The 23,428-nt window shown below is 69.4% G+C and carries 24 protein-coding genes; 13 read left to right on the top strand and 11 right to left on the bottom strand.

Features of this window, described 5'->3' with window-relative positions; all coding sequences use genetic code 11:
* Nucleotides 1-26: 26 nt before the first annotated feature.
* From MYMAC_RS00290 to MYMAC_RS00275, 4 genes are read left to right on the top strand one after another with little or no spacing between them, the layout of a single operon-like run.
* On the top strand, nt 27-611 hold the full coding sequence (locus MYMAC_RS00290) for an imm11 family protein (RefSeq protein WP_095956585.1): 585 nt from the start codon (nt 27-29) through the stop codon (nt 609-611).
* Between the two features lie 27 nt (nt 612-638).
* Nucleotides 639-1,223 carry an imm11 family protein gene (locus MYMAC_RS00285; protein WP_095956584.1) on the top strand — a complete coding sequence of 195 codons (585 nt, stop codon included), beginning with the start codon at nt 639-641 and terminating at the stop codon, nt 1,221-1,223.
* A 6-nt stretch (nt 1,224-1,229) separates the two neighbouring features.
* Nucleotides 1,230-1,586, top strand: coding sequence for a hypothetical protein (locus MYMAC_RS00280; RefSeq protein WP_095956583.1), 357 nt, complete (start codon nt 1,230-1,232; stop codon nt 1,584-1,586).
* 3 nt (nt 1,587-1,589) lie between these two features.
* Nucleotides 1,590-2,174: an imm11 family protein gene (locus tag MYMAC_RS00275; RefSeq protein ID WP_095956582.1), complete on the top strand. Its 585-nt coding sequence runs from the start codon at nt 1,590-1,592 to the stop codon at nt 2,172-2,174.
* Here the strand turns inward: MYMAC_RS00275 and MYMAC_RS00270 are convergent.
* Complete coding sequence (locus MYMAC_RS00270; protein ID WP_095956581.1) at nt 2,131-3,252, bottom strand: hypothetical protein; 1,122 nt, start codon at nt 3,250-3,252, stop codon at nt 2,131-2,133. The two genes, MYMAC_RS00275 and MYMAC_RS00270, sit on opposite strands and share 44 nt — an antisense overlap.
* A gap of 121 nt (nt 3,253-3,373) precedes the next feature.
* Here MYMAC_RS00270 and MYMAC_RS00265 point away from each other — a divergent pair, with 121 nt between their 5' ends.
* From MYMAC_RS00265 to MYMAC_RS00255, 3 genes are read left to right on the top strand one after another with little or no spacing between them, the layout of a single operon-like run.
* Nucleotides 3,374-3,838: a DUF4150 domain-containing protein gene (locus MYMAC_RS00265; RefSeq protein ID WP_095956580.1), complete on the top strand. Its 465-nt coding sequence runs from the start codon at nt 3,374-3,376 to the stop codon at nt 3,836-3,838.
* Nucleotides 3,835-5,181, top strand: a complete 1,347-nt coding sequence (locus MYMAC_RS00260; RefSeq protein WP_095956579.1) for a TIGR02270 family protein — start codon at nt 3,835-3,837, stop codon at nt 5,179-5,181. Before MYMAC_RS00265 ends, MYMAC_RS00260 begins: the two co-directional genes overlap by 4 nt.
* Before the next feature lie 41 nt (nt 5,182-5,222).
* The gene (locus tag MYMAC_RS00255; RefSeq protein ID WP_095956578.1) at nt 5,223-7,937 is read left to right on the top strand and encodes a hypothetical protein; all 2,715 of its coding nucleotides are present in this window, start codon (nt 5,223-5,225) and stop codon (nt 7,935-7,937) included.
* 180 nt (nt 7,938-8,117) lie between these two features.
* Here MYMAC_RS00255 and MYMAC_RS00250 read toward each other — a convergent pair whose 3' ends face one another.
* The 4 genes from MYMAC_RS00250 to MYMAC_RS00240 all read right to left on the bottom strand — a co-directional run bounded on the left by MYMAC_RS00250 (nt 8,118) and on the right by MYMAC_RS00240 (nt 14,218).
* Nucleotides 8,118-9,119 carry an MBL fold metallo-hydrolase gene (locus MYMAC_RS00250; protein WP_157757417.1) on the bottom strand — a complete coding sequence of 334 codons (1,002 nt, stop codon included), beginning with the start codon at nt 9,117-9,119 and terminating at the stop codon, nt 8,118-8,120.
* Complete coding sequence (locus MYMAC_RS36550) at nt 9,116-11,155, bottom strand: tetratricopeptide repeat protein (protein WP_157757416.1); 2,040 nt, start codon at nt 11,153-11,155, stop codon at nt 9,116-9,118. Before MYMAC_RS36550 ends, MYMAC_RS00250 begins: the two co-directional genes overlap by 4 nt.
* Before the next feature lie 89 nt (nt 11,156-11,244).
* Complete coding sequence (locus MYMAC_RS00245) at nt 11,245-13,110, bottom strand: glycoside hydrolase family 15 protein (RefSeq protein ID WP_095956576.1); 1,866 nt, start codon at nt 13,108-13,110, stop codon at nt 11,245-11,247.
* Between the two features lie 22 nt (nt 13,111-13,132).
* A complete protein-coding gene (locus MYMAC_RS00240) occupies nt 13,133-14,218 on the bottom strand; it encodes a glucose 1-dehydrogenase (RefSeq protein ID WP_095956575.1) in 1,086 nt (361 codons plus the stop codon).
* A 211-nt stretch (nt 14,219-14,429) separates the two neighbouring features.
* Here MYMAC_RS00240 and MYMAC_RS00235 point away from each other — a divergent pair, with 211 nt between their 5' ends.
* Nucleotides 14,430-14,996, top strand: coding sequence for a hypothetical protein (locus MYMAC_RS00235; RefSeq protein ID WP_239989247.1), 567 nt, complete (start codon nt 14,430-14,432; stop codon nt 14,994-14,996).
* 3 nt (nt 14,997-14,999) lie between these two features.
* Here the strand turns inward: MYMAC_RS00235 and MYMAC_RS00230 are convergent, their stop codons facing one another.
* Nucleotides 15,000-15,350, bottom strand: a complete 351-nt coding sequence (locus MYMAC_RS00230) for a hypothetical protein (RefSeq protein ID WP_095956573.1) — start codon at nt 15,348-15,350, stop codon at nt 15,000-15,002.
* Between the two features lie 153 nt (nt 15,351-15,503).
* Between MYMAC_RS00230 and MYMAC_RS00225 the strand changes: the two genes are divergently transcribed.
* The 4 genes from MYMAC_RS00225 to MYMAC_RS00210 all read left to right on the top strand — a co-directional run bounded on the left by MYMAC_RS00225 (nt 15,504) and on the right by MYMAC_RS00210 (nt 19,092).
* Nucleotides 15,504-16,403: an ABC transporter ATP-binding protein gene (locus MYMAC_RS00225; RefSeq protein ID WP_013936793.1), complete on the top strand. Its 900-nt coding sequence runs from the start codon at nt 15,504-15,506 to the stop codon at nt 16,401-16,403.
* A gap of 9 nt (nt 16,404-16,412) precedes the next feature.
* Entirely contained in the window at nt 16,413-17,174 is a 762-nt protein-coding gene (locus tag MYMAC_RS00220) for an ABC transporter permease (RefSeq protein WP_095956572.1), read from the top strand.
* A gap of 81 nt (nt 17,175-17,255) precedes the next feature.
* On the top strand, nt 17,256-18,263 hold the full coding sequence (locus MYMAC_RS00215) for an ABC transporter substrate-binding protein (protein WP_095956571.1): 1,008 nt from the start codon (nt 17,256-17,258) through the stop codon (nt 18,261-18,263).
* 58 nt (nt 18,264-18,321) lie between these two features.
* Nucleotides 18,322-19,092, top strand: a complete 771-nt coding sequence (locus tag MYMAC_RS00210; RefSeq protein ID WP_095956570.1) for an HAD family hydrolase — start codon at nt 18,322-18,324, stop codon at nt 19,090-19,092.
* Here MYMAC_RS00210 and MYMAC_RS00205 read toward each other — a convergent pair.
* From MYMAC_RS00205 to MYMAC_RS00185, 5 genes are all read right to left on the bottom strand, one after another.
* The gene (locus tag MYMAC_RS00205; protein ID WP_043709752.1) at nt 19,089-19,580 is read right to left on the bottom strand and encodes a hypothetical protein; all 492 of its coding nucleotides are present in this window, start codon (nt 19,578-19,580) and stop codon (nt 19,089-19,091) included. The two genes, MYMAC_RS00210 and MYMAC_RS00205, sit on opposite strands and share 4 nt — an antisense overlap.
* 186 nt (nt 19,581-19,766) lie before the next feature.
* A complete protein-coding gene (locus tag MYMAC_RS00200; protein WP_239989246.1) occupies nt 19,767-20,339 on the bottom strand; it encodes a tetratricopeptide repeat protein in 573 nt (190 codons plus the stop codon).
* A gap of 14 nt (nt 20,340-20,353) precedes the next feature.
* Complete coding sequence (locus tag MYMAC_RS00195; RefSeq protein WP_204817285.1) at nt 20,354-20,707, bottom strand: hypothetical protein; 354 nt, start codon at nt 20,705-20,707, stop codon at nt 20,354-20,356.
* Nucleotides 20,704-21,861: an IS4 family transposase gene (locus MYMAC_RS00190; RefSeq protein WP_095956568.1), complete on the bottom strand. Its 1,158-nt coding sequence runs from the start codon at nt 21,859-21,861 to the stop codon at nt 20,704-20,706. Before MYMAC_RS00190 ends, MYMAC_RS00195 begins: the two co-directional genes overlap by 4 nt.
* Nucleotides 21,862-21,950: 89 nt before the next feature.
* A complete protein-coding gene (locus tag MYMAC_RS00185; protein WP_157757415.1) occupies nt 21,951-22,160 on the bottom strand; it encodes a hypothetical protein in 210 nt (69 codons plus the stop codon).
* A 308-nt stretch (nt 22,161-22,468) separates the two neighbouring features.
* Between MYMAC_RS00185 and MYMAC_RS00180 the strand changes: the two genes are divergently transcribed.
* On the top strand, nt 22,469-23,425 hold the full coding sequence (locus tag MYMAC_RS00180) for an NYN domain-containing protein (RefSeq protein WP_095956566.1): 957 nt from the start codon (nt 22,469-22,471) through the stop codon (nt 23,423-23,425).
* Nucleotides 23,426-23,428: the final 3 nt, after the last annotated feature.

Here is a 23,428-nt window from a genome sequence, read left to right as displayed (position 1 = left end):
AACCTCTTTCAACATGAGGTTCGTCCGTGAAGTACTTCGTCTTCAAAGTCATGGCCGAGGAAGCTGGCTTCATCGATAGCTACCCTCGTGGAAGCCCCGCGGAATGGAAATTCGACGAGGGCATCAGCCTCGCCAAAGAGTTTCCCGCAGGCGGAGAGGTTTCCTTTTCGGACAACTACCCGGATGACAGGAACCTCTATGACTTCCAGCCCAATCTCATGAGCGATCTGCTCGTCTCTGGCCGAGCACGCAAACTCATCGAGTCACTGGAAGTGGCCAATGCCGAATGGCTTCCTGTCGTGGTCAAGGACCACAGAGGCAATGTCGTCGGCCCTGACTACGCCTTCCTCAACCTGCAGGGTGCTGAAGACGCCATCGACATGGACCGCTCCGTCTATCGGATGGACGCGCTGGAGAAGGATCAAATTGGCCGGGTCAAGAAACTCGCGCTCAAGTATGAATCAATCAACACGCAGGCCAAGATGTTCCGTTGCACCATGGAGCGGCGACTCATCCTTATTCGTGAGGATGTGCATGCGGCCTTCGTCCAGGCAGGGTTGACCGGATTCAGGGCCTATGAAGCCGAGGGCTGGAACGGCTTGGCGCTTTAAGAGCCTCAAGTCGGCGAGTTTGCTCCCATGAAATATTTCGCATTCAAGGTGATGGCGGAAGAGGCAGGGTTTATTGATGCCTACCCGCGTGGGAGCCCGGCTGACTGGAAGTTTGAACGGGGTGTTAGCCTGGCCAAGGAGTTTCCCCTGGGCGGAGAGGTCTCGTTCTCCGACAACTATCCTGATGACCAGAACCTCTATGACTTCCAGCCCAACCTGATGAGCGATCTTCTCGTCTCAGGAAAGGCTCGGAAGGTCATCGAATCACTGGGCGTCTCCAACGCGGAGTGGCTCCCGGTCACCGTCAGGAACCATCAAGGGCATGTCGTTGGCCCCGACTACGCGTTCCTCAACCTCCAAGGGACGGAAGACGCGATTGACATGGGTCGTTCGAAATATGAAATCAATCATATTTTCAAAGACCAAGTGGGTCTCATCGAGAATCTGGTGCTCCAACCCAAGAGTATCAGTCCCAACGCCAAGTTCTTCAGATGCAGCACGTATCGCCGGCTGATTCTCGTCCGAGATGATGTCCTCAATGCATTCGAAGACGCGGGCCTGACCGGCTTCAGGGTCTACGAAGCCGAAGGCTGGAATGGACTGGAGCTCTGACCCATCATGTTCGAAGCCAACTGCCTGGAAGAGCAGCCCGCTGACATCGTTGCCCGAGTCATGGAGGAGCAGTCTCCCTGCTTCGTCACCGCGCGTGAGGGCGTCCGTGGGGTGCTTGTACCCTTGGACGAGGTCTACACGGAGGTGATGGAGGCGCATCCACGCGTCATCAATGCCTTGATGAAGGACCTGGTCCGCCCAGGCAAGGACATGGCCATGTACTGCGTCCAGGTCAGCATGACCGACGAACAGGACGCCATCCGCTTCAGTAACGAGGAAGGGGAGCCGGTACTCGCATTGGTGGGTGCCATGCGATTCCTGCGCTGGCTGGAAGAGGAAGACGAAGAGAGCGATGCGGAGTGACCCGTGAGCTTCCTCATCCTCAAGGTCACGCTTGGCGAAGCGGGATTCATCGACGCCTACCCACGTGGGAGCCCGGCGGACTGGAAGTTCGACAAAGGCATCAGCCTGACCAAGGAGTTCCCTGTCGGTGGCGAGGTGACTTTCTCGGACAACCGTCCGGATGCTCGGGACCTCCATGACTTCCAGCCGAACCTGATGAGCGGCCTGCTCGTCTCTGGACGCGCGCGCAAGCTCATCGAGTCACTGGGCGTCTCCAACGCGGAGTGGCTCCCCGTCATCGTCAAGGACCACAAAGGCAATGTCGTCAGCCCTGACTACGCCTTCCTCAACCTGCAGGGCGCGGAAGACGCCATCGACATGGAGCGCTCCGTCTACAGGATGAACGCCATCGCGAAGGACCAGATTGGCCGCGTGAAGAAACTGGCCCTGAAGTACGAGGCCATCTCCCCGCAGGCCAAGATGTTCCGCTGCACCATGGAGCGCCGCCTCATCCTCATCCGTGAGGACGTACACGCCGCCTTCGTCCAGGCAGGACTCACCGGCTTCAAGGTCTACGAAGCCGAGGGTTGGAACGGCCTGGCGCTGTGAGGTGAATCACGGCGCGCTCCCCTGCCTCGGCGGAGGAGAGCACCAGCACGGAGGACGTCGGCGCGTAACCTCGCGCCAGCGCCCGGGAGACCAACGCCGTGGCCACCGCTCCCGAGGCCACGCCCGTGTGCCCGAAGCTCTTGGCCGGCATCCACACCGCGCCTCGCTCGAAGCGGGCGTCCGTCTCCCTCAGACGGACCTGGAGCATCCCCCACTCGAAGGCTCGCGCGTATTGCCCGTCGTGGTCCGACACCATCAGCGGCGCGGGCGCGTCCTGCCCCAAGGGCCCCAAGGCCGCGAGGACCTGCCGGGCCAGCTCCTGCCCATCCGGTGGCTGCTCCCCATCCAACGGCGCCACGTCACGCCCCTGCGCCACCCGCACGACGGCCATGGAGGGCTCCGCGGGTTCCTCGCGCGTGAGCAACAGGGCCACCGCGGCCTCCCCCGCCATCAACCCCGTGGGCCTCCCCGGTGTCTTCAGGCGCTGCTGCTGATGCAGCAACGTCAGCGTCTCCGGCGAGATGAAGCTGTCCACCGCGCAGAAGAGCGCGCGCTCCACCTTGGAGGTCCGCAGGTCCTCGCCCGCCGCCGCCAGCGCCTGGGCGAAGGCCACGTTCCCCGTGGGGAACGCACGCACCGGCCCTCGCCACGCGGGCCATCCCAGCGCCTGCCACGTCCCCTTCACCAGCCGGTCCACCAACAGCCCGATGCGCTCGCGGGCGTCGTCCGGGTCCTCCTCGGAGGGGTCCTTCCCCGTCGTGAAGCCCCGCGCCTCCGGGTCGGGCAGCACCAGGTAGAGCCCCACGCCGGGCCCCAACGCCGCGACGTCCACCCGCGTCCCCAAATCCACCAGCGCCTCCGCCAGCAACGCCACCAGCCGGCCCACCCCGGAGAACCCCAGCGTGGCTTCTCCCGCCGCGTGCACGGTGACGGAGCTCGGGGCCTCGTCGCCCTTCAGGAAGACCTCGAAGTCCGGCGCCGCCGAGGGCCACGACATCCCCGCCCGGAACGCGGCCGAGGCAGGGACCAGCGCCCCCAGTGACGACGCCATTCCCACCGCCTGGACCCATCCGAGCATGCGCGCAACGACCTCCCACACCGGAGCGCCAGTCTTCCACGGCCCGATACAACGGGCCACCACCCTGACTCGTGTCATGAAGCCAGGAGCGATACACTCCCGGGACGAGGAGCCATCCGCCATGAGCGCGACCGTCGGTGTCAACAAGCTGTCCGTCGTTCACAAGGACACCGGAGGCACGAGCATCGCCTTTCCGGACGTCTGCAAGACACCCAGCCCCGCCGGCCCCGTGCCCATCCCCTACCCCAACGTCGCCATGTCGTCGGACACGGCGAAGGGCACGAAGAAGGTGTCGGTGGATGGCAAGCCGGTCTGCGTCGAGGACTCGAACTTCAGCACCAGCACCGGTGACGAAGCGGGCTCCGCGGGTGGCGGTGTCGTCTCCGGCAAGACGAAGGGCAAGGCCGAGTTCGTCAACTACTCCTTCGACGTGAAGTTCGAGGGCAAGAGCGTGGCTCGCACCTTCGACCTCATGCTCCACAACGACAAGAACACCCCACCCGCGCCGCTGCTCCAGGGGCCCGTCATCGCGCTCGGCAAGGGCGTCACAAAGGCCAAATGCCTCGTCTGTGAAAAGGAGCTGTGAGGTCCTTGTCGACACGCCGTCCCACGGTTCGTTGGGAGCTTCTGGAACGCCACCTCGAGGAAGCCGAGTTCCTGTGGACGCAGTGGGAGCACGCCCTCTGGAGCCCGGAGCACACCCTGGCCTCGGTGGCCGAGGGCGATGAAGGGCGCCTGCGGGCCCACCTGGATGCGCTCGTGCTGGGGGGCACCGCCGTCGCCACCCGCCTGCTGCTGCCCGCGCTGACCTCCGAGGACCCCGCGCGCGTGGCCAGCGCTGCCTGGGCCCTGCTCTCCGCCGAGGATGCCGACTGGCGCGAGCCTGTGTTCCACCCGTTGGAGCAGGGGGCCGAGGAGACGCATCCGGGCCTCCTCCGCGCGCTGGAGCTGCTCGACCGGCCGGACCTCCACGCCCTGCTCCTGCGGAAGCTGCCGGCGCTGCCTCCAGCCCTCCAGGCGGGAGTCCTCCGGGTCGCGCGAGTCCGTCACCTCGACCCGAGCGCCGCGCTCGAGAAGCTCGACTGGGAGGCCGACCCGGCGCTGCATGCCGAGGCCCTTCGTGCCCTGGCCTTCGCGCCCAGGACGCAGGCAGGGGACGCTCGGCTCGCACGCGCCCTGAGCCACGCCCATCCCACCGTCAGCGCCGCCGCCCTGGAGACCGGGCTGCTGCTGGGCTCACGAGAGGCCTGGGAGCACGCCCGGGGCTCCACGTCGCGCGCCGCGCTCCTATCGCTCGCCGTGGCGGGGGAGTCGAAGGACCTCGCGGACCTCGTCGCGCGCCTGAAGGGTGGCTCCCCAGCGGCGGAGGTCATCTGGGCGGCGGGCTTCAGCGGCAGGCTCCTGGCGGCCGAGGCGTTGCTGCCGCTGCTGCGCGAGGAGGCCCAGGCCCCGCTGGCCGCGACTTCCTTCGCCGCCATCACCGGACTTCCCATGGCGCCTCCGTTCCTCGTGGAGGCCCCCGCCGACGCGGATGATGAGGACTCCGAGGAGGAGGCCGAACCCGAGGCCGAGGACCGCGAGGCCTGGCTCCCCGCGCCCCGGGCGCTCCCCGGCGAGGTGGACGCCCTGGCCGTGGAGGCGTGGTGGACACGACGGCGAGGCGACTTCACGGAGGGCTTTCGCTACCTGCGAGGCGCGCCTGTCACCGTGGAGGTGCTGACGAGCGCCCTGGAGACCGAACCCATGCTGCGGCGCCCCTCGCTCGCCTGGGAGGTGGCCCTGCGAGGCGGGGGCGCGCCCTGGGTTGAGACCCGCCAGTGGACCCAGGTGCAGCGCGAGCAGGCACATGCCCCGCGAGGGCAGCGTCCGGAGTCGCGCACCCTGGCGGGGCGCTGGCCGCGGGGACGCCGAAGCGACACTCCCGCCTGATGGGCATGGAGCCATGCCACCTCGGTGAATAGGGTGCCTCCATGGCAACCTGGAGCCAAACTGCTTTCGACCGAGGCCTCGCGTCCCTGCGCGCCTTCGCCAACGCCGAGCCGGAGCTGTCCGCGAGCGCACGCGCCGACTTTCCCGCCACCTGGGATGAGCAGCGCTTCCCCTGGATGAACGCCGGCCTGATGGCGTGGACCCTCCATGGCCGGGAGGACGCCGAGGGCCACACCGCGGCGGACCGTCAGCGCTTGAAGGAAGGGAAGCACCTGTCGCGCGCCGAGCGCGGCCTGCTGGCGGCCCTGGCCGCGTCCTGGTGCTCGGTGTTCGAGGTGGAGGAGGTGCGGCTCGGGCAGGGGCTGCGGTTGAGGGACCTGGTGCTGGACGAGGTGCTGGAGGTGAGGGAGCGCAGCCTCACCACGCAGGTGACCCGCCATGACCTGGTGGCGGGCTGGGTGATGCCCGCGGAGGACCATCTGGAGCTGCTGGGAGCCATCATGGCGGTCCCCCGCTCCCTGCGGCAGCACGTCGTCATCGCCGCGCGACAGGCGTTCGCCGCCCTACAGCCCCCGGCCGAGGACGTGGCCGGCCGCCGCAGGCAGGCGAGGAGGCTGGCGCCCCTCCTCTTCACGCGCGTGCTGGAGCTGTTCACCGCCGACCAGCCCCTGCTCAACGCCGATGGCGAGCCGCTGCGCCTGTGCACCGCGCGCTTCCACGTCCGCCACCCGGCGAAGGTGGAAGCGCGCCTGCGCCAGCACGAGCGCTTCCTCCGCGAGGGCGAGGGCCGCTACATCTGGGAGGGGCCAGCGCCGGTGTCGCCCGTGAGCGACCCGGTGGTGTGGGGCATCCTCACGGTGGAGGGCAAGTCGCTGACGCTCGACACCCACTCCGCGCGGCGCCTGGAGAAGGGCAAGGCCATGCTGGCGGAGCTGCTGGGCGCCGAGGCCGAGCACGAGGAGGACACGCTGGGGCCGGTGCAGTCCGTTCAGGGAGCGCCCGGACCCTCCCTGCCAGCCGACGCGCCGCGGGAGCTGACGGACGCGGTCGCGGTGCTGCTCGCCCAGCGCGCTCGGGCGGAGCTGGTCCGTGGAGTCCCCGCCTGGGGTGGCAAGAGCGCCAGCGACCTGGTGCGCACCACCGAGGGCCGCGCCCAGGTGCTCGAATGGCTGAAGGACTGGGAGTCGCAGGCGTCCCATTTCTCCAGCGCCGCGGACCCGCTCTGGGATGACCTCTACGCGGAGCTGGGCCTGTCGCGCGACGAGCGCATTCCGCTGACCCAGGTGTACACCGCGAAGGAGCCCCCCCGCCTCGAGCCCGTCCGCGCGGAGCTCACCACCACCGCGCTACCCAAACTGCCCGGCTTCCCCGAGGCCCCGTTCCTGGAGCCGCTCCCGCCCCCCCGGGCCTTCCAGGAGGCCGCCCGGCGCAAGCCCCGGCGCAAGGCCCCGGCGCCCGAGCTGGAGCCCGGGAGCCTCTATGCCTTCAAGCTGGGCCCCATCGACGTGGGCGTGGACGGACGCACCAACGTCTACGTCGCGATGACGTCCGAGGGCGAGGCCCTGCCGCCCGTCACCGGCCGCCGGGACGCGGAGGGCCTGGAGGCCCTGGCGAAGGGCCACGCCGGACGCAAGCGCTACTGCGAGAGCCGCCTGGCGCGCGCGGGAGCCGCCCGCGGCTTCGCGGCTCGGCCCATGCCGGACTCCGTCAACCAGTTCCGGGCGGCGATGGCCCTCCAGATGCACTGGGCCTCGGCGGAGCCAGGCGCCATGGTGATGCCCGAGGTGACGGAGGCGCTCCTCGACGCGTTGGCCGCGCTCATCCGCGCGGAGCCCTGGGAGGAATGGACGAACGACGAGGTCTTCACCGTCCACCTGGAGGGCGCCGTGCGGGGCACCCGGGAGCTGTCCGTCATGGGCGAAGGGGGCAGCGAGTTCGGCTTCGCCCTCTTCGACCGGGCCGGCTCCGTGGACCGGATGAGCAGGTCCGGCCTGCCGGGCGGCAACGTCGACGTGCTCATCCCGGACTCGCTGGGCGTGACGCTGGACGACGAACCGGAGTGGGTGGCGAAGGTGGTGAAGGACGTCACCGGCCTGCCCTTCGTCCCCGACGTGCTGCGCGTCCAGCGGAACACGCCGCGCCAGGGAAACACCGAGGAGCTGGTGCTGGCCGCGGCGGTGGCCCGGGCGCTCGCCCTGGCGCGGCCCGAGGAGCCCGAGGTGGACGTGACGCTGAAGGTGGGGGACCTCCAGGTCCGGGTGCGGCTGGAGGTCCCCCTGCCCTTGCTGACGGGCCGGTACGTCGGGAAGCTCGACCTGCTGTCGCTGACCCGCAAGTGGACCCAGGCGAAGCGCGCGCCCAGGCGCAAGCTCCCCGAGGGGAAGGTCTCCGCGGCGTTGCTCAAGTTCGCCGAGCCCATCCTGGACGGCGTGGATGAATCGGATGACCCCCAAGCCGAGCTCTTCACCTGTCTGGCGCTGGCCCTGAGCGCGTGGAACGCGGTGGTGCAGGACACCTGGGAGCCGGGGAAGGGCTGGGTGGAGCGGGCGCGCGCCACGGTTAAGCGGATGCCCCGGGACGTCCGGGAGCTGATGCTCCGGGACTTCGACGTGCTGGTGGAGCGCAAGCGCCGCCAGTTCGCGGACGACCCCCGGCTGCTGGACGCGCTGGACGTCGTCCGGCGGCCCGGGGACCTCGGCATCCGCCTGGTCGGCGTGGTGACGCCCGGCGCCTGGCCCGAGTTCCTGGGCGTGTAGGGCGCCCCAGGGGAATGCTCAGGGAGTCACGGCGAGTGCCGCGCGGCCGTACCACCGCCCCTGGACGACCCCATGCCCATCGAAGGCCACACACCAGAGCGGGTCCAGGGGCTCGACAGCGCTTCCCGGATGAATGACCGTTCCGCCATTCAAGAAAGAGGTCCCCCTCTTCTGCCCGGCCTATCGCTCCACCAACTGGGCGATGCTGATTCGGCCATGCACCTGCTGCTCCGCTTGCACGCGCTTGCTCGCGGGAATGGCGGTCAGCAGGACTTCTGGTTCGTGTTCAAGCAGGCGAGGCAGTCCCTCCAACCGCGTGAGCCGTGGCAGCTTGGAGCTGTTGTAGGGCGTCACGAGCCATGCTCGCGAATCCGTACCCCTGGGGGTCATCCACCCCGGGTGCATGGCCTCCGTGGAGCCATGGTGGGGGACCTTGAGTCCATGGTGGCTCCCGAGATGGGAATGCCGTCTTGAAGCGGTTTCCCATCCGGTCGGCACCGGCGTTCCGCCCCGCGCGTTCAGGAATGGGAGGTCACCGGCCAGCACCAGACACAGCGTTCCGAAGCGGACTTCCAGCAAGAGACTGAGATGATTCGCCTGCTTGCGTAGGCGTGAAGCCAGTCCCTTCGCGTCGAGGAACGCCTTGATTCCCTCCGCATCGGGCGCACGCGCTTCGACGGATGCGCGGCCCTTCAAGGGCAAGCTCATTCCATCAGACAGTCCCATGAGCCTGCCAGGGTTGCGGTCCTCCCACGTATCGACGGCTCGCATCGCGGCGACGACCTTCCGTGAGAGGAGCCGCTCCGGGGCGGCTTCATCAACGCCTCGAATCAGCTCTCGCGCCACATCCAGCAACGTCTTGCCAGGGGCCGCTGCCGCGGCGACAGCCACGTTTTCGGGGTTCAGCTCCTCGAGCAGCTCCGCGAACCCCTCCACATGGTCCTCATGCGGGTGCGTCAGGACCATGGCATGCAATGGGTCGTCCGCTGGCCCGCGCCAGCGCCGCAGAACCTCCTCGAGTGGAAACCGGCCATCCGCCGTCGAGCAGCCGTCCACGAGGAGCCACCCACGCTCCGGTAGCGCCACGGCGAGCCCTTCGCCTTGCCCAGGACCGGCAACGAAGACGTGCAGCCACTCGCGGTTCAGCCGCGTCAGGGACTCCAGCGATGCGGGTGACGTCACGCCCAGCGCCTCATGTAACGGAGGGCGCGGCTGCTCATCAGTTGCCTTGGACGAAGCGTCGCGTCCTTGGGGACGAGGACGATTCGAAGCCGTCCATCCTGGTATGTCCCCACCTCGATGAAGGTGCCAACCCGTGGCAGCGACGCAGTCGCTGTGGCCTTCCGCCATTCGTCACGAGCCAGGTCCTTGACGACCAGCTGCCGCGACTCCGGGGAAGGTTCGGGCGTCGCGACGACCACACGGATTCCATGCACCACGGCGCGAACCACCCGGCCCGGAAACCACTCCTGGAGGGGTTGGCCTCGCGCATCGATGGGGTCCAGGTAGAGCGGCTGCTTCCAGCGAAGCTCCACGGGCGTGTCCGCGGGATAGACAGGCTCACCCAACTGGCGCACCTCCTCCGCGTCGCCGAGTTGCTGGCGGAGGCGCTGCAGCTTCGGATGCAGGGCAACGATGTCAGGAGGGATGTCGTCAAAGACCTTCCGGGCGCGCTCCACCTCGCCACTGTTCAGCCAGGCCTGCGCGACCCAACGATGCACATTCAGCGCGAGTGAGGGGCCCTTGCGAACCTGCGTGCCATCAGGGTCAACCCGCTCCTGGAGGGCTCTCCATTCGGACTCCGCCGCGCGGAAGCGTGACTGCTCGATGAGGAACGTCACCAGACGCCCGTTCCACCAGGGGTTGTTCGGCTCCAGCCGGATTGCCTCGCGGAAGGCTTCTTCCGCGCGCTGACGGTGCCCGCCAGCGCGGTCGAGGTTGAAACCCAGGTAGTGCCACGCGTAGTCGTCCTCAGCGTCCACCTTTGAAATGCACTGCTGATAGACAGCGGCGGCCGCAGCGTAGTCTCGCTGGCCGATGCTCAGCGCGCGAGCGCGATCCCAGAAGAACTCGCGAGCCGTGAGGTTCAGCCCCGCCCACTCCTCGGCCCCGCGTGCTCCCGAGTGTCCCAGGTGATGGACCTTCTCCAACCAGTTCAGCACCTGACTGCCCCGTGCCTGCTCGACGCTGGTCGCTCCGTCCAGGCCCCGATGAAAGGATGCCAGGTCGTAATGCGCAGCGGCTTCGGCCGAATTCGAGAAGGGCCTGGTCAGAGGCAAGAGAAGTCGACGGACCCGCTCTCCCACCCTCACGACATCCGCTTCGGAGCTGATGCACCGGCTCAACAAGGAAGGCCCCGCGCCAGAGAGGCCCGACAGCTCCCGTGCGGCCCCCAGGGGAAGCGGAAAGCGGGACAGGAGGACGCGATGAAGCCCGGTGCGCAAGACCTGCTGGTCGGGCTGGCTCAACACGTTCTCGAAGCGGGCCTCCAACGCATCGAGATCCGCCCTGGCATGAATGCGTTGAGACGCGGAGGCATGCTGGACCAACGCGCTGGGATCGTCTCCGAGCTGAACGAGCGCCACCATCAACCGGAGCTGCTGCGGCGTCACGTCCATGTCCGCGTCCATCGCGTGGCGCAACCTGTCCGCAGCCTCGGCGCAGTCGCCCCACGCCTCGTGCCGATGGAGCGTTTCCCGCGAGGCGATGGGTGATGACAACGTCAGGCGCGAAGCGGCCCTGAATGACTTGAGGAAGGACGGAACCCTGGAGGACGCCAGGGACGTGGTCAACACGACGAGCTTCAGGCCCTGTGCGCCTGACCAGCCCTCCAGAAGCTCGAGTCCGCGCTGCTGATGGATGATTCCCGCCGGGTCCTTGGCCCGTGCGCCGAATGACCATGACCCAGGCAGATACACGACGAGCGTCCACCCCTCCGCGGCCAGCGCGTCCGCGACGCGGCGTGCCCGGAACCGAAGGTGTGTCGAGTCGTCGGCGGCGTCATGCACGGACGCTTCACCCAGGACGGCCGCGGACTGGAGCAGCCCGTGCACCGCGCTGTCCGCATCGTCCAAAGGTGGCAGTTGGACGACGTGGGTCCGCCCCTCTCTCGCGATTCGTTGAGCCAGCTCCCAGCGACCCGCTCCGGGAGGCCCCATGACCCAGAAGCGCCCATGTCGTTCGAGCGCTTCAATGACGCGGGCGGCGTGCGCCGCCATGGAGGGAGTGCCCGATTCGTGCATGACTGGCCGGATTCAATAGCATGGTTTCACTCGGCCCACCGGAGCGCGTGGCCGTTCCCCTCCCGTCAGTCCCGCCGGCCCAGCGTGCGGTCCAGGTTGTACGCGGAGCTGATGAGCGCCAGGTGCGTCAGCGCCTGCGGGAAGTTGCCCAGGGCCTCGCCGGACATGCCCGTCTGTTCGGCGTACAGGCCCACGTGGTTGGCGTAGCCCAGCATGCGCTCGAAGATGAGGCGCGCCTCCTCCAGCAAATCAGGCCGGGCCACGCTGGCGCGCGTCATGGCCTCCACCAGCCAGAAGCTGCAGAGATTGAAGGTGCCCTCGCTGCCGGCAATCCCATCCAACGTGGCCTCCACGTCGTAGCGGAACACCAGCCCGTCCGACGCCAGGCCGCCCTGGGACGGCGGCTTGCGCATGACGTCCAGCGTCTGGAGCATGCGCGGGTCCACCGGGGACAGGAAGAACACCAGCGGCATCAGGAGGTTCGCCGCGTCCAGCGCGTGGCCGCCGTAGTACTGCACGAAGGCGCCGCGCTCCGGGTTCCAGCCCTTGTCCATGATGTCCTCGAAGATGGTGTCGCGCACCTTGTGCCAGCGGGCCCGGTCCGCCGGGAAGCTGCGCTTGTCCGCCAGCCGGATGGCCCGGTCCACCGCCACCCAGCACATCAGCTTCGAGTACACGAACTGCCGCCGCCCGCCGCGCACCTCCCAGATGCCTTCATCCGGCAGCTCCCAGTTGTCACACACCCAGTCCACCATCCGCCGCAGGTGCCGCCAGAAGTCATAGGAGATGGGCGCCGCGTACTTGTTGGACAGGTACACGGAGTCCATCAGCTCGCCGTAGATGTCGAGCTGCAACTGGTCCGCCGCCGCGTTGCCGATGCGCACCGGGCGCGCGCCGCCGTAGCCCGACAGGTGCAGCAGCTCCTGCTCCTCCGGCACGCGCTTGCCGTCGATGCCGAACATCAAGGGCAGCGGCCCGTCGTCGTACTCCGCGCAGCGCGCCTCCACCCAGCGCATGAAGGCCGCCGCCTCCTGTTTGAAGCCGATGCGAAGGAACGCATACACGGTGAAGGCCGCGTCACGCAGCCAGCAGAAGCGGTAGTCCCAGTTGCGCGTGCCACCGGGTGACTCCGGCAGGCTGCACGTAGGCGCCGCGACGATGGCCCCCGTGGGCGCGAAGGTCATCAGCTTGAGCGCCAGCGCCGAGCGCTGCACCGTCTCCCGCCACCGGCCGGTGTACTGGCAGCCCGACAGCCAGTGGCGCCAGTACTCCACCGTCTGCCGGAAGAGCTCCTCGGAGGACTCGTGGTTGTGCACCACCGCCTCGCAGGAGGTGCGCGCGCCCGGGTGCAGGGAGAAGACGGCGGACTGGTTCTCATGCAGGGTGAAGGACGCGGTGACGCCCCGCTCCGCCTTCCGCAGCGGCACCGACGCGGACAGCGTGAGCTGGAGCGTCTGGGAGCAGAAGGTGGCCCCGCTGCGGATGAGCTTCGTCTCGTGCGTGTCCCGCGCGTAGTTGAAGGCCGGGAAGCACTCCATGCGGAAGGTCATCTCCCCGCGCACCACGCGCACGCGCCGGAGGATTTCCCGCTCCTCCTTCATGCCCTTCCTGCCCGCCATGGGCATGAAGTCCACCAGCTCGCCCACGCCGTCCGGCGTGTAGAAGCGCGTCACCAGGACGTTGGTCTCCGGCCAGTAGAACTGCCGCTTCAACACCCCGTCGGGCTCCGGGGCGATGGCCCAGTGGCCACCCCGCTCACGGTCCAACAGCGCGGCGAAGACACTGGGACTGTCGAAGTGCGGAAAACAGAACCAGTCGATGGTGCCCTCGTTCCCCACCAGCGCCACCGTGCGCAAATCGCCGATGACGCCGTGGTCCTCGATGGCCACCGACCCTCCCGTCACGGAGGGGCCGCCGCTTCCCGTTGCCATGAATCGCTCCTCGTCGAAGGGGTCAGATGAAGCGGATGACGTCCTTGATGCCGCCGGACTTCTTGCCGGTGACGACGTCGCAGAAGTCCTCGGGCGTGTGCTTCGAGCAGATGAACCGCTCCAACTGTCCGGGCCAGCGCGCCTGGAAGTGTCGCAGGTCCTCCAGCGCCATGTCGAAGTCGACGTCCGCCGCGTTCACCGTGCCCAGCAGCACCTGGTTGCCCAGCACCACGCCCTTGAGCACCGGGGCCACGTCGAAGGGCTCCTCCTGGGACGGCACGCCCGTGAGGATGCAGACGCCGTTGGGCCCCAGCGCCTTCAGCGTCTCCAGCGCCGCCTTCGCCACGCCCGCGGCCTCGTAGATGACGTCCGCGGCGCCCACCCGGCGCACCAGCTCCTCCGGCCGCACCTCCTTCGACGAGACATAGGGCACGCCCAGCGCCTCCGAGGCCTCCGCCTTCACGTTCGGCTTGGGGCTGCGAGAGTACATGGTGGTGGCATAGCCCCGCCGCACCAGCGCCATGGCGCCCAGCTGGCCCACCGGCCCCGCGCCCAGCACCACCGCGCGGCCCGGTCCGATTTTCCAGGGCAGCCGCTCCTGGAGGTGCTCCAACTGCCGGAGGGCCTTCTCCGCGATGGTGAGCGGCTCGGTGAGCACGGCCACCTCGCGCAGCTCCGTGGGCACGCGGTGCAGGTAGGCCACGTCCTCCACGAAGGACTCCGCGGCGAAGCCGTGGGCGCCCTTGATGCCCCGCTCCGTGTAGTCCCCGGTGATGCAGAAGTCCGGGTGGCCCGAGCGGCATGGCGGGCAGGTGGCGTGCGGGCACGGGCGGCGCACGCGCGGCACCACCCAGTCCCCACGGCTCAGGCCCTTGACGGCCTCGCCCACCTCCACGACCTCGCCCAGGCACTCGTGGCCCAGGATGAGGTGGTCCGAGCCCGGCGGCGGGGCGCCATGCTTGAACTCGATGATTTCCTTGTCCGTGCCACACACCCCGACTTCCCGCGTCCGCACCTTCACCTGCGTGGGGGACTGGATGCGGGGCTCGGGGGCGTCGGTGATGACGCGCACCTCGCGCTGCTGGGGGAAGACGGCCACGGCCTTCATGCGGGCTCCTTGCGATGCTCGCCCCGGCGCGCGGCCAGGCACGGACGGGACACGGTGCTGCCTGCCGCGAACGGCTGCTCGCTCAGACATGGACCCGTGGCGTCACGGACCCGCTGGTGAACAGCGCCCGCTCCCACGTTGCCCAGGGGTCAACGCTGTGCATGCACGAAACCGCTGCCCACCCGGCCCGCCCAGGTCTATGAGGAGAGGTGTGAGCGAGCCCCAGCCCTCCTACTCCGATGACGAGCCGCGCAAGAGCCGCACCACGGCCATCGCCGCGGCGGCGTGCGTGCTGCTCGCCCTGCCCTTCCTCGTGCTGGGCCCCTACCTGCTCAACGCCAAGGCCCGCGTGGAGCTGCGCTGCCAGCCCGGCGGCGTGTGTCTGCTGTTCCACTCGAGCTGGCTCACCCGCGACGAGGTGGCCAGCTTCGCGATGAAGGACGTGCGGGGCGTCAAGGTGGACCGGACCCGCGCCGCCCGCCGCAACCGCGTGCCCATCTTCCGGCCCACGCTGGTGACGGCGCACGGCGAGTACCCCCTCTTCTTCCAGTGGGCCACCGACGAGGCGGAGGCCACGCGCGCGCAGGCGGAGCTGGAGCAGGCCCTCGCGAGCCCCGGTGGGCAGCCGGTGGTCTTCGTCCGGGACGACCGCGGCGCCTCCCTGCGCGTGGGCGGCGCCTTCAGCGGCGTGGGAGGGCTGCTGCTCGTCTTCGCCGCGTGGCTGGGGTGGCGGACGCGCAGGCACCTGCGCGCCGAGCGGAGTCCGGCCTCCGCCTGAGCCTCAGCTCCCGGCGAGCAGCAGGACGCCGACGCAGCGGGCCAGCACGAAGCCCGTGGTGACGCAGAAGGCCGCTCCGAAGCGCTCCAGGTCGAAGCGGAGCTGCCAGTCCCAAAGCTTCACCTTCTGGAAGCCGGCCACGACGGCGCCCATGACGAAGGGGGCCAGCAAGCCCACGGTCCACGCCAGCCCCTCGTCGTCGATGAGGGGCTCGGCGGAGAGGAGCAGGCTGCCCGCCCCCAGCAGCACCCCCAGGCCCAGCAGGAGCATCAGCCCGGCGGCGCCGAAGCGGCTCCTGTCCGAGTAGGTCGCCAGAACGCCCCGCATCAGCTCGATGAGCCCATCCGCCAGCATGCCTCGACGTCTAAGGCTGCCGGGCGGGCGGTGAAAACACCTGCCCGGCTCCGTCACCCGGTTCGTTGAAGGCAGCCGGGCAGCCAGGGTGTCCCGCGGGCCACTTGCGTGTGCCCCCTTCCCACCTGAACCTACGTGCCTAGATTGTGGCCGATGCTGCGCGCCCTCCTTGGCCGTTGGAGAAGTTCCCTGCGTCTGCTCCAGCCGGCGCAGGTGGGTGCGGACCGCGCCAAAATCAGCGTCGCCCGGTTGGACCACGAGTACGCCAACAAGGTGGTCGCCTTGCAGAACGTGGACCTCAACGTCCGCTCGGGCGAATTCGTCTGCCTGCTGGGCCCGTCTGGCTGTGGCAAGTCCACGCTGCTCTACGCGCTGGCCGGGCACGTGGTGCCCACGGGGGGCTCGGTGTCCATCGACCGGCAGCCCATCCACGGGCCGGGGCCGGACCGGCTGCTGATGTTCCAGGAGGCGGCGCTGTTTCCATGGCTCACCGTGCGCGGCAACATCACCTTCGCGCTGGCGGCCCGGGGCGTGCCGCGCGCCGAGCGCCGCGAGCGGGCGGACACCTATATCCACCGCGTGCAGTTGGGCGGCTTCGAGGACGCGCTGCCCCACCAGCTCTCCGGGGGCATGAAGATGCGGGCCTCGCTCGCCCGCGCGCTGGCGGTGGACCCGACCGTGCTGCTCATGGACGAGCCCTTCGGCTCGCTGGACGCGCAGACGCGCATCCACATGCAGGAGCTGCTCCAATCCATCTGGGTGCGCACGGGCAAGACGGTGGTGTTCGTCACCCACGACGTCCATGAGGCGCTGATGCTGGGCACGCGCGTGGTGCTGATGGCGCCCCGGCCGGGCCGCGTGGTGAAGGATTTGGAGGTCCACCTGCCCATGCCGCGCCGGCCGGAGGACGCGGCGCTCAACGAGATGGTGCGGCACGTCGGCGGGCTGCTGCGGGAGGTGGAGGGCCGCGCGCATACGACGTCGCTCCCCGCGGCGCCCGCCCGAGTCCCCGCGCGGCCCGTGCTCCGTCCGCAGGTGCTGCCCGGCCCCTAGAGGTGCGCGATGAAACACGCTGCGCAGAAGCTGCTGGTGGTGGCGTTGCTGCTGGGCCTGTGGGAGCTGGTCGCCCGGCTGGGCCTCTGGTCTCCGCACCTGCTGCCCGGACCGATGACGGTGGCGCACAGCCTGGCCGCCATGGTGGCCGATGGGCGCCTGGCGGGCGCGGCGGGGCGCTCGCTGGGGCGGCTGGGGCGCGCCTACCTGATGTCCGTGGCCCTGGGCGTCCCCCTGGGCCTGCTGATTTCCCGCATCCCCTTCTTCCGCAACGCGGTGAAGCCGGTGGTGATGGGGCTGCAGGCGCTGCCCTCCATCTGCTGGCTGCCGCTGGCCCTGCTGTGGTTCGGGCTGACGGACGGCGCCATCCTCTTCGTCGTCGTCATGGGCAGCGTGCTGGGCATCGCCATCGCGACGGAGGACAGCGTCAACGGCGTGGACCCGCAGCTCACCCGCGTGGCCAGCACGCTGGGCGTGCGCGGCCTGCGCTTCCACTTCGGCGTGCTGCTGCCCGCGGCCCTGCCCGGCATCGTCACCGGCCTGAAGCTGGGGTGGAGCTTCGCCTGGCGCGCGCTGCTGGCCGGCGAGCTGCTCTTCGTCTCCGGCGGCCTGGGCCAGCTCCTCACCGTGGGCCGCGAGCTGATGGACGTGCCCCAGGTCATGGCCGTCATGGTGGCCATCGTCATCATCGGCACCACGGTGGACCGTGTCCTCTTCCAGACGGTGGAGGCGCGGCTGCGGCGGCGGTGGGGGCTGACGGCCACGACGTGAGGCTTTCCGGCCGTGCGGCGCCCGACGCTTGCGTGCGCGCGGGCGTTGAAATCCCGCCGCCGCGTCACACCTTCAGCGCCCATGCGTGCCTTCCGCTCCCTGTTGCCCGTGGTGGTCGCCGGACTGGCGGTGCTCGGCGCCGGTTGCAAGCGCGAGTCCGAGCGCGGCCCGGACGCCCCGCTGCGCCTGGGCTTCTTCCCCAACATCACCCATGCCCAGGCCCTGGTGGGCAACGAGGAGGGCACCTTCGCCTCGCAGCCCGGCGTCGGAAAGCTGGAGGTGCTGCAGTTCAACGCCGGCCCGGCCGCCATGGAGGCGCTGGTGGCGGGCTCGCTGGACGTGTCCTACGTGGGCAGCGGACCGGCCATCAACACCTTCCTCAAGGCCGGGCGCGAGCTGCGCATCATCGCCGGCGCGGTGAACGACGGCGCGGTGCTGGTGGTGCGCACGGTGAAGACGCCCGCGGAGCTCAAGGGCAAGAAGCTGGCGTCCCCGCAGCTCGGCAACACGCAGGACATCGCCCTGCGCTACTGGCTGAAGCAGCAGGGCCTGACGACGAACCTGGACGGCACGGGGGACGTGCGAATCTTCCCGCTCAGCAACCCGGACATCCTGGGGCAGTTCCTGCGCGGCGGCATCGAGGGCGCCTGGGTGCCGGAGCCCTGGGGCGCGCGGCTGGTGGCCGAGGGCAAGGGCCGCATCCTCGTCAACGAGAAGGACCTGTGGCCCGGCGGCCGGTTCCCCACCACGGTGCTGGTGACGACGCGCAAGGTCCTGGAGACGCAGCGGCCACGCGTGGCCGCGCTGCTGCGGGCGCACGTGCAGCTCACCGGGCGCTGGGAGCAGGACCCTGCTGGCTTCACCACCGCGGCCAACGCCGCCTTCGGACACATCACGAAGAAGCCGCTGCCGCCCGCCATCCTCCAGCAGGCCTTCTCCCGGCTGGAGCCCAGCCTGGACCCGGTGCCCCAGGCGCTGGCCACCGCGGCCGAGCACGCGAAGAGCCTGGGCTTCCTCACCGACGCCAACCTCGACGGCCTGGTGGACCTGCGCCTGTTGGACGAGGTGCGAGCAGGCGCCGCGAAGTGACGACGACTCGACACGCCCGGGGTGACGTGGACGCCGGGCCGGGAGAGGATGCGCGCCCATGAGGATGGAGCGTGTGGAGCAGACGCTGGAGCGCATCCGCCTGGAGGCCGAGCGCGCCCCCGGCGGCGTGCTGGCCTTCGACGGGGACGGCACGCTGTGGAGCGGGGACGTGGGGGATGACGTGTTCCTCGCCCTGCTGGAGCACGGCGGCATCCGCCCCCAGGCGCAGGAGGCCCTGGAGGGGCTGGCCGCCGCGCATGGCTTCGCCCGGGGCCAGCCCGCGCGCGAGCTGGCGCACCAGCTCTTCGCCGCCTTCGAGGCGGGGCGGATTCCGGAGAAGGACATCTACGAGATGGTGGCGTGGCTCTTCGCCGGCTGGCGCGTGGACGCGGTGCGCGACTTCGCGGCGGACGTGGTGGCCCGGCGCGAGGTGAAGCAGCGCATCCACCCCGAGAGCCGCCGCGTCGTCGAGTGGGCGCGGGGCCAGGGCATCCCCTGCTACGTGGTCAGCGCCTCGCCGCTGGCCGTGGTGGAGGCCGCGGTGCGCGCGCTCGGAATGGAGCCGGCGAACGTGCTGGCCTGCACGCCGCACACCGAGGACGGGACGGTGCTGCCCCGCATCGTCGAGCCCATCCCCTACGCGGCCGGGAAGGTGCACTGCCTGCGCGCGCGCACGTCCCAGCCGCTCTATGCCGCCTTCGGGGACAACGTGTTTGATTTGGAGTTGCTGGCGGCCTCGCGCGTGCCGGTGGCCATCCGCCCCAAGCCGCGGCTGCGGGCGAGGGCGGCGGAGCTGCCCTCGCTCGTCCAGCTCCACCCGGAGGACTAGTCCTTCGGCTGCACCTCACCGGCGAGCGCCAGCGCCACGTTCTCCGTCGTGTTCTCCACCTGGTAGACGGCCACCACGCGCTGGCCCTTCTCCGGCTGCTTGCGGATGCGCAGCGCGCTCAAGTCCAGGGGCACCACGGCGCCGGGCTCCGTCTCCAGGTAGAGCATCTGCCCGTTGAGCTTCAGCACCTTGCCGGACAGGCGCTTCATCTCCTCCTGGTCCGGCGTCACCTCGCGGATGGGCATGCCCACGCCGCTGGCCTGGGGGCCCACGTCCAGGTTGCGCTGGCTGCCGCTGCTGGAGCGGTCGATGTTCATCGACGCGCCGAAGTTGGTGAAGTTCTGGTCCAGGCCAGTCGGGGCTGGCATGTTCCCGGAGCCATTGATCTCACCCGCGGGGCTCACGGGCTCACGGGCCAGCACGGCCGCTGGCGCCATCAGCGCCGCCATGGTGACGAGCCACCCGCTCCCAGCAAGCATTCGTTTCATGGGGTCCTCCTCCTGGAGGGGCGGTGAGCCCCTCGATGCCGACAAGCTAGGCCCTGACGTGACGCCGCGGCCCTGTGGGCGGGCCGTACCGTCGCACCATGGGCCGTGCGCCATGCGGCGCGCCGGGGGCCCGCGCGGAGCCGTGGGTCCACGCACGTGCCGCGAGCAGGCGGAGGCGCCGGGCCCTCAGCGCCGGGCCTGCTTCGGGAGGCCCAGCGCGCGAAGGCGGGTGTTCGCCGCCTTCCGGCTTTCGAGGGAGAACGCCGGCTGCTGGAGGATTCGCAGGTAGGCCTGGTAGCGGCGCCGGGCCGCGGCCGTGGCGCCGGCCTGTTCCTCCAACTGGCCCAGCCGGAAGTGCGCGTCCGCGACCAGCCCCCGCGCCCACCGGACGCCCTCGCCACACGCGCCGGTGCCCATCACCTCCGGCTTCTGCCGGGCCAGGGACAGGAAGAGCTTCCGCGCGTCCTCCGCGTTCCCCCGCGCCATGCGCGTGTTCGCCAGCCCCCAGCGCGCCAGGGGACACCGCGGCATGGCCCGGAGCACCTGCTGGAAGAGGCGCTCCGCCCTGGCGTACTTCCCCTGCGCGTACCAGGCGTCCGCCCGCCGGACGTGCAGCCAGTGGTCATCGGATGTGCCCCGCAGGGAGCCGGAGAGGAGCTGGTCCAGCTCGCCCCACTGCGCCTCGGCGAAGAGCGCGTCGATTCGCTTGCTGATGCGGCGCTTCTCCGCGTCACTCAGCGTGGCGTGTGTCTTCTCCACGAGGACCTCCCGCGTCACTTCCGCTTCGCCTCTTTGTTCCGCTTGTCCGCTTCCCGCTGGATGCGCGCCTCCTCCTTCTTCAGCCGCGCCTCCTCCTTCTTCCGCTTCTGTTCCTCCTTCTTCCGCTGCGCCTCTTCCTTCTTCGCCTTGCTGTTGTCGTCCTCGCCGTGGCTGAAGCGCATCCGGCCGTCCTTCTTCTCCTTGCCGCCCGCGCGCGTCTTCGTGTGCTTGTCCCAGGTGGACTTGCGCTTGCCCCTCGTGTGCTCCGCGGCCATCCGCCAGAGGGGCTCCGTCAGCACCGCGGGGCGCAGGGCCAGGACGGTGTGCGCGAGCTCGGCGCAGGTGCCAGGCCTGAGCCATCCCCTCATATGAAGCCAAGTGCTTCTTTGAAGACAGGGTGATGGCGGAGGAGTTCCGCGAAGCGCTCGACGAGAGGCCGCAATCGCTCCTCCTTCATCATGGGAATGGCCTGGTAATACATGCAGCCCTGCCGGAAGAGCGAGTAGGTGCGCGTCTTGACGGTGTTGGCCTTCAAGCCCTTCTCCATACCGAGGCTCTCCCCAGCGGCGCCCAGCAGCGTCAGGAGAACCTGCGCCAGGGCGCTCACCAGCAGCAGCCTGTCGCGCCGCTCGGGACTCTTCACGCGCACCGTGGACAGCCCCATCCCGAATCTCAAGTCCTTGACGTCCCGGAACGTCTCCTCGCACGAGAAGCGCCGGGCGTAGAGGTCCACCACCTGGCGCGCACTGGCGGCTCCCAGGCTGGTGGCCAGACACCACGGCTCCTTCATTCCCTTCTGGTGCACCAGCACCACCGCGGGCACCGGCGTGCGGTCCGCCGTCACGTGCACCTCCGTCAGCTTCTTGGCGTGCCCACTGGCTGGTATCCACTCGGCCGCCGGACGCTGATGGCCCCCTTCCACCTCCACCCGCACATCCTTGCGGAAGCGCACCACGTACTCGAAGCCCGCTTGGGCCAGAAGGGCATACAGCCGCTGGTCCGCGAAGCCCCGGTCCGCCAGTATCGTCACCTGCACCCCTTCAGGCACGCACTCCTTCAACCGCAGCAGCAGCTCATCCTCCGCCTGAGCCCGGTTGCCCGCCAAGGCGCTCTTCTTGAGCGTCAGCCACAGCAGGGGCGTGGTGCGCCCGTGCGAGGTGACGAGGCTGGCCACCAGCGTGGTGTGGTCATCGGCCTCGAAGTCCGTCCAGTCCAGCGCTACCACCGCTTCGGTGCGCTCGGCCAGCACGTACGGCACCCACGAGGCCGCCAGCTTCCACACGTCCACCGCCTCGTTGGACAGCAGCCGGTCCACCTGCTTGATGCCGTGCTTCTGCACGCCGCCTCGGGCCCATGCCAGGGCCTGGCCAATGGCATGCACCGACAAGGACGCGGCATGCACCACGCCCAACGTCGCATGCGACAGCGACAGCACCCGCTTGGCGTGCAGGTCCTCCTCGAACAAGTTCTCCAGGAACGCCCGCACCTGCTCTTCGTTGATGGCCACCTTGCGTACCAGCATGGCCTCTCCTCCTGCTGCCCACCACTCCGCCTTGCACGGAGCTGTCAAGTAGGCGGCTGGCGATCCGCTCGCTCAAATGCGGGGATCTCTCAGGTGCCAGGCGCCGCCTCGCACCAGGAGCCGGCCGCCAGGGTCGCCGTGCCCGCCGCCACCCGGACGGTGACGCCGACGGGCGCTCCGACGAGGGTGTCTGTGATGACCGTGGACACCGCGTCGCCAGCAGAGCTGGGCGCGCAGCCCCCCAGCGTACCCAGCAACATCAGACAGATGATTCGCACCACTTTTTTCGTATCGAGCATGGAATGTCTTTGAAGCCTGAAGTGGCGTCGACGACGCGGCTTCCCCCTCGGCCTGAGCAAGCGGCCGGCTTCGACCCTGCCGATTCACTCGTATTGCGTCAAGGCTTGCCCCCGCGTAACATTCTCCGTCACCCGGCTCTCCCTTGCGCTGGCCCTGTCCGCGCGGGGGGCGGGTCACCTCCTCCATTCGGACCGTCCGATATTCAGCCGGTCCGCACCGGGTGCATCCTCACCCCTCAGGCGATTCAGGCTAGGGTGCGCCGTCTTTTCCCCACCGCCCTCGAGGCGGCACCACGCAGAGGCCGCACGTGAACGGTCGCAACGCAGAGCACCGCATCGCCCTCTTCATCGATTTCGAGAACCTCGTCACCAACACGGGCATCAGCTCCGCGAGCTTCGACCTCCAGCCCTCGCTCGACCGGCTGCTGGAGAAGGGCAAGGTCGTCTTCCGCCGCGCCTACTGCGACTGGTCCCGCTTCGCCGAGGCCAAGATTCGCCTGCACGAGTTCGGCGTGGAGCTCATCGACGTGCCGCCCTCCACGCGGGCCGGGAAGAACGGCGCGGACATGCGCCTGGTCATCGACGCGCTGGAGCTGTGCTACGCGCGCGAGAGCATCGACACCTTCGTCATCGGCTCCGGGGACAGCGACTTCTGCCCGCTGGCGTACAAGCTGCGTGAGAACGGCCGCACCGTCATCGGGCTGGCGGTGAAGGAGTCCACGTCGCCGCTCTTCGTGAAGGCCTGCGACGAGTTCATCTACCTGCGCCCGCGCCAGTCACGCTCCGACAAGGGCGACAAGGGCCGGCAGAGCGTGTCCGCCGAGGAGGCGGGCCACGGCAAGCGCGGCGGCCGCCCAGGGCGTGACGAGAAGGGCCGGGGCGACAAGGAGAAGGCGGCGCAGGGTGGCGGCAAGTCGCAGTCGAAGACGGAGGTGCCGGACATCGCCCGCGAGGTGGTGCAGAGCATGCTGGCGCGCGCCACCGGTCCGGTGAACCCGTCGCTCATCAAGGAAGCCATCGTCCGCAAGGAGCCGGACTTCGACGAGCGCGAGCACGGCTTCTCCACCTTCGCCCGGCTGCTGGCGGCGCTGGAGCAGGAGCGCCTGTTGCGCCGCATCCAGCAGGGCCGCCAGTGGTACGTGGTGGCGGCGGACTTCGACATGGGCGGCGGTGACGGCAAGGGCAAGAAGCGCGGCCCCGCGCACGCCGCCGAGGAGGACGACGAGTTGGAGTCCTACCCGGACCCGGACGAGGACGAAGGCTGAGCC

The sequence above is a fragment of the Corallococcus macrosporus DSM 14697 genome (assembly GCF_002305895.1).
Classification (GTDB): Bacteria; Myxococcota; Myxococcia; order Myxococcales; family Myxococcaceae; genus Myxococcus; species Myxococcus macrosporus.
Note: the sequence above shows the minus strand (reverse complement) of the source record. Positions and strands in the feature narration are given on the sequence as shown.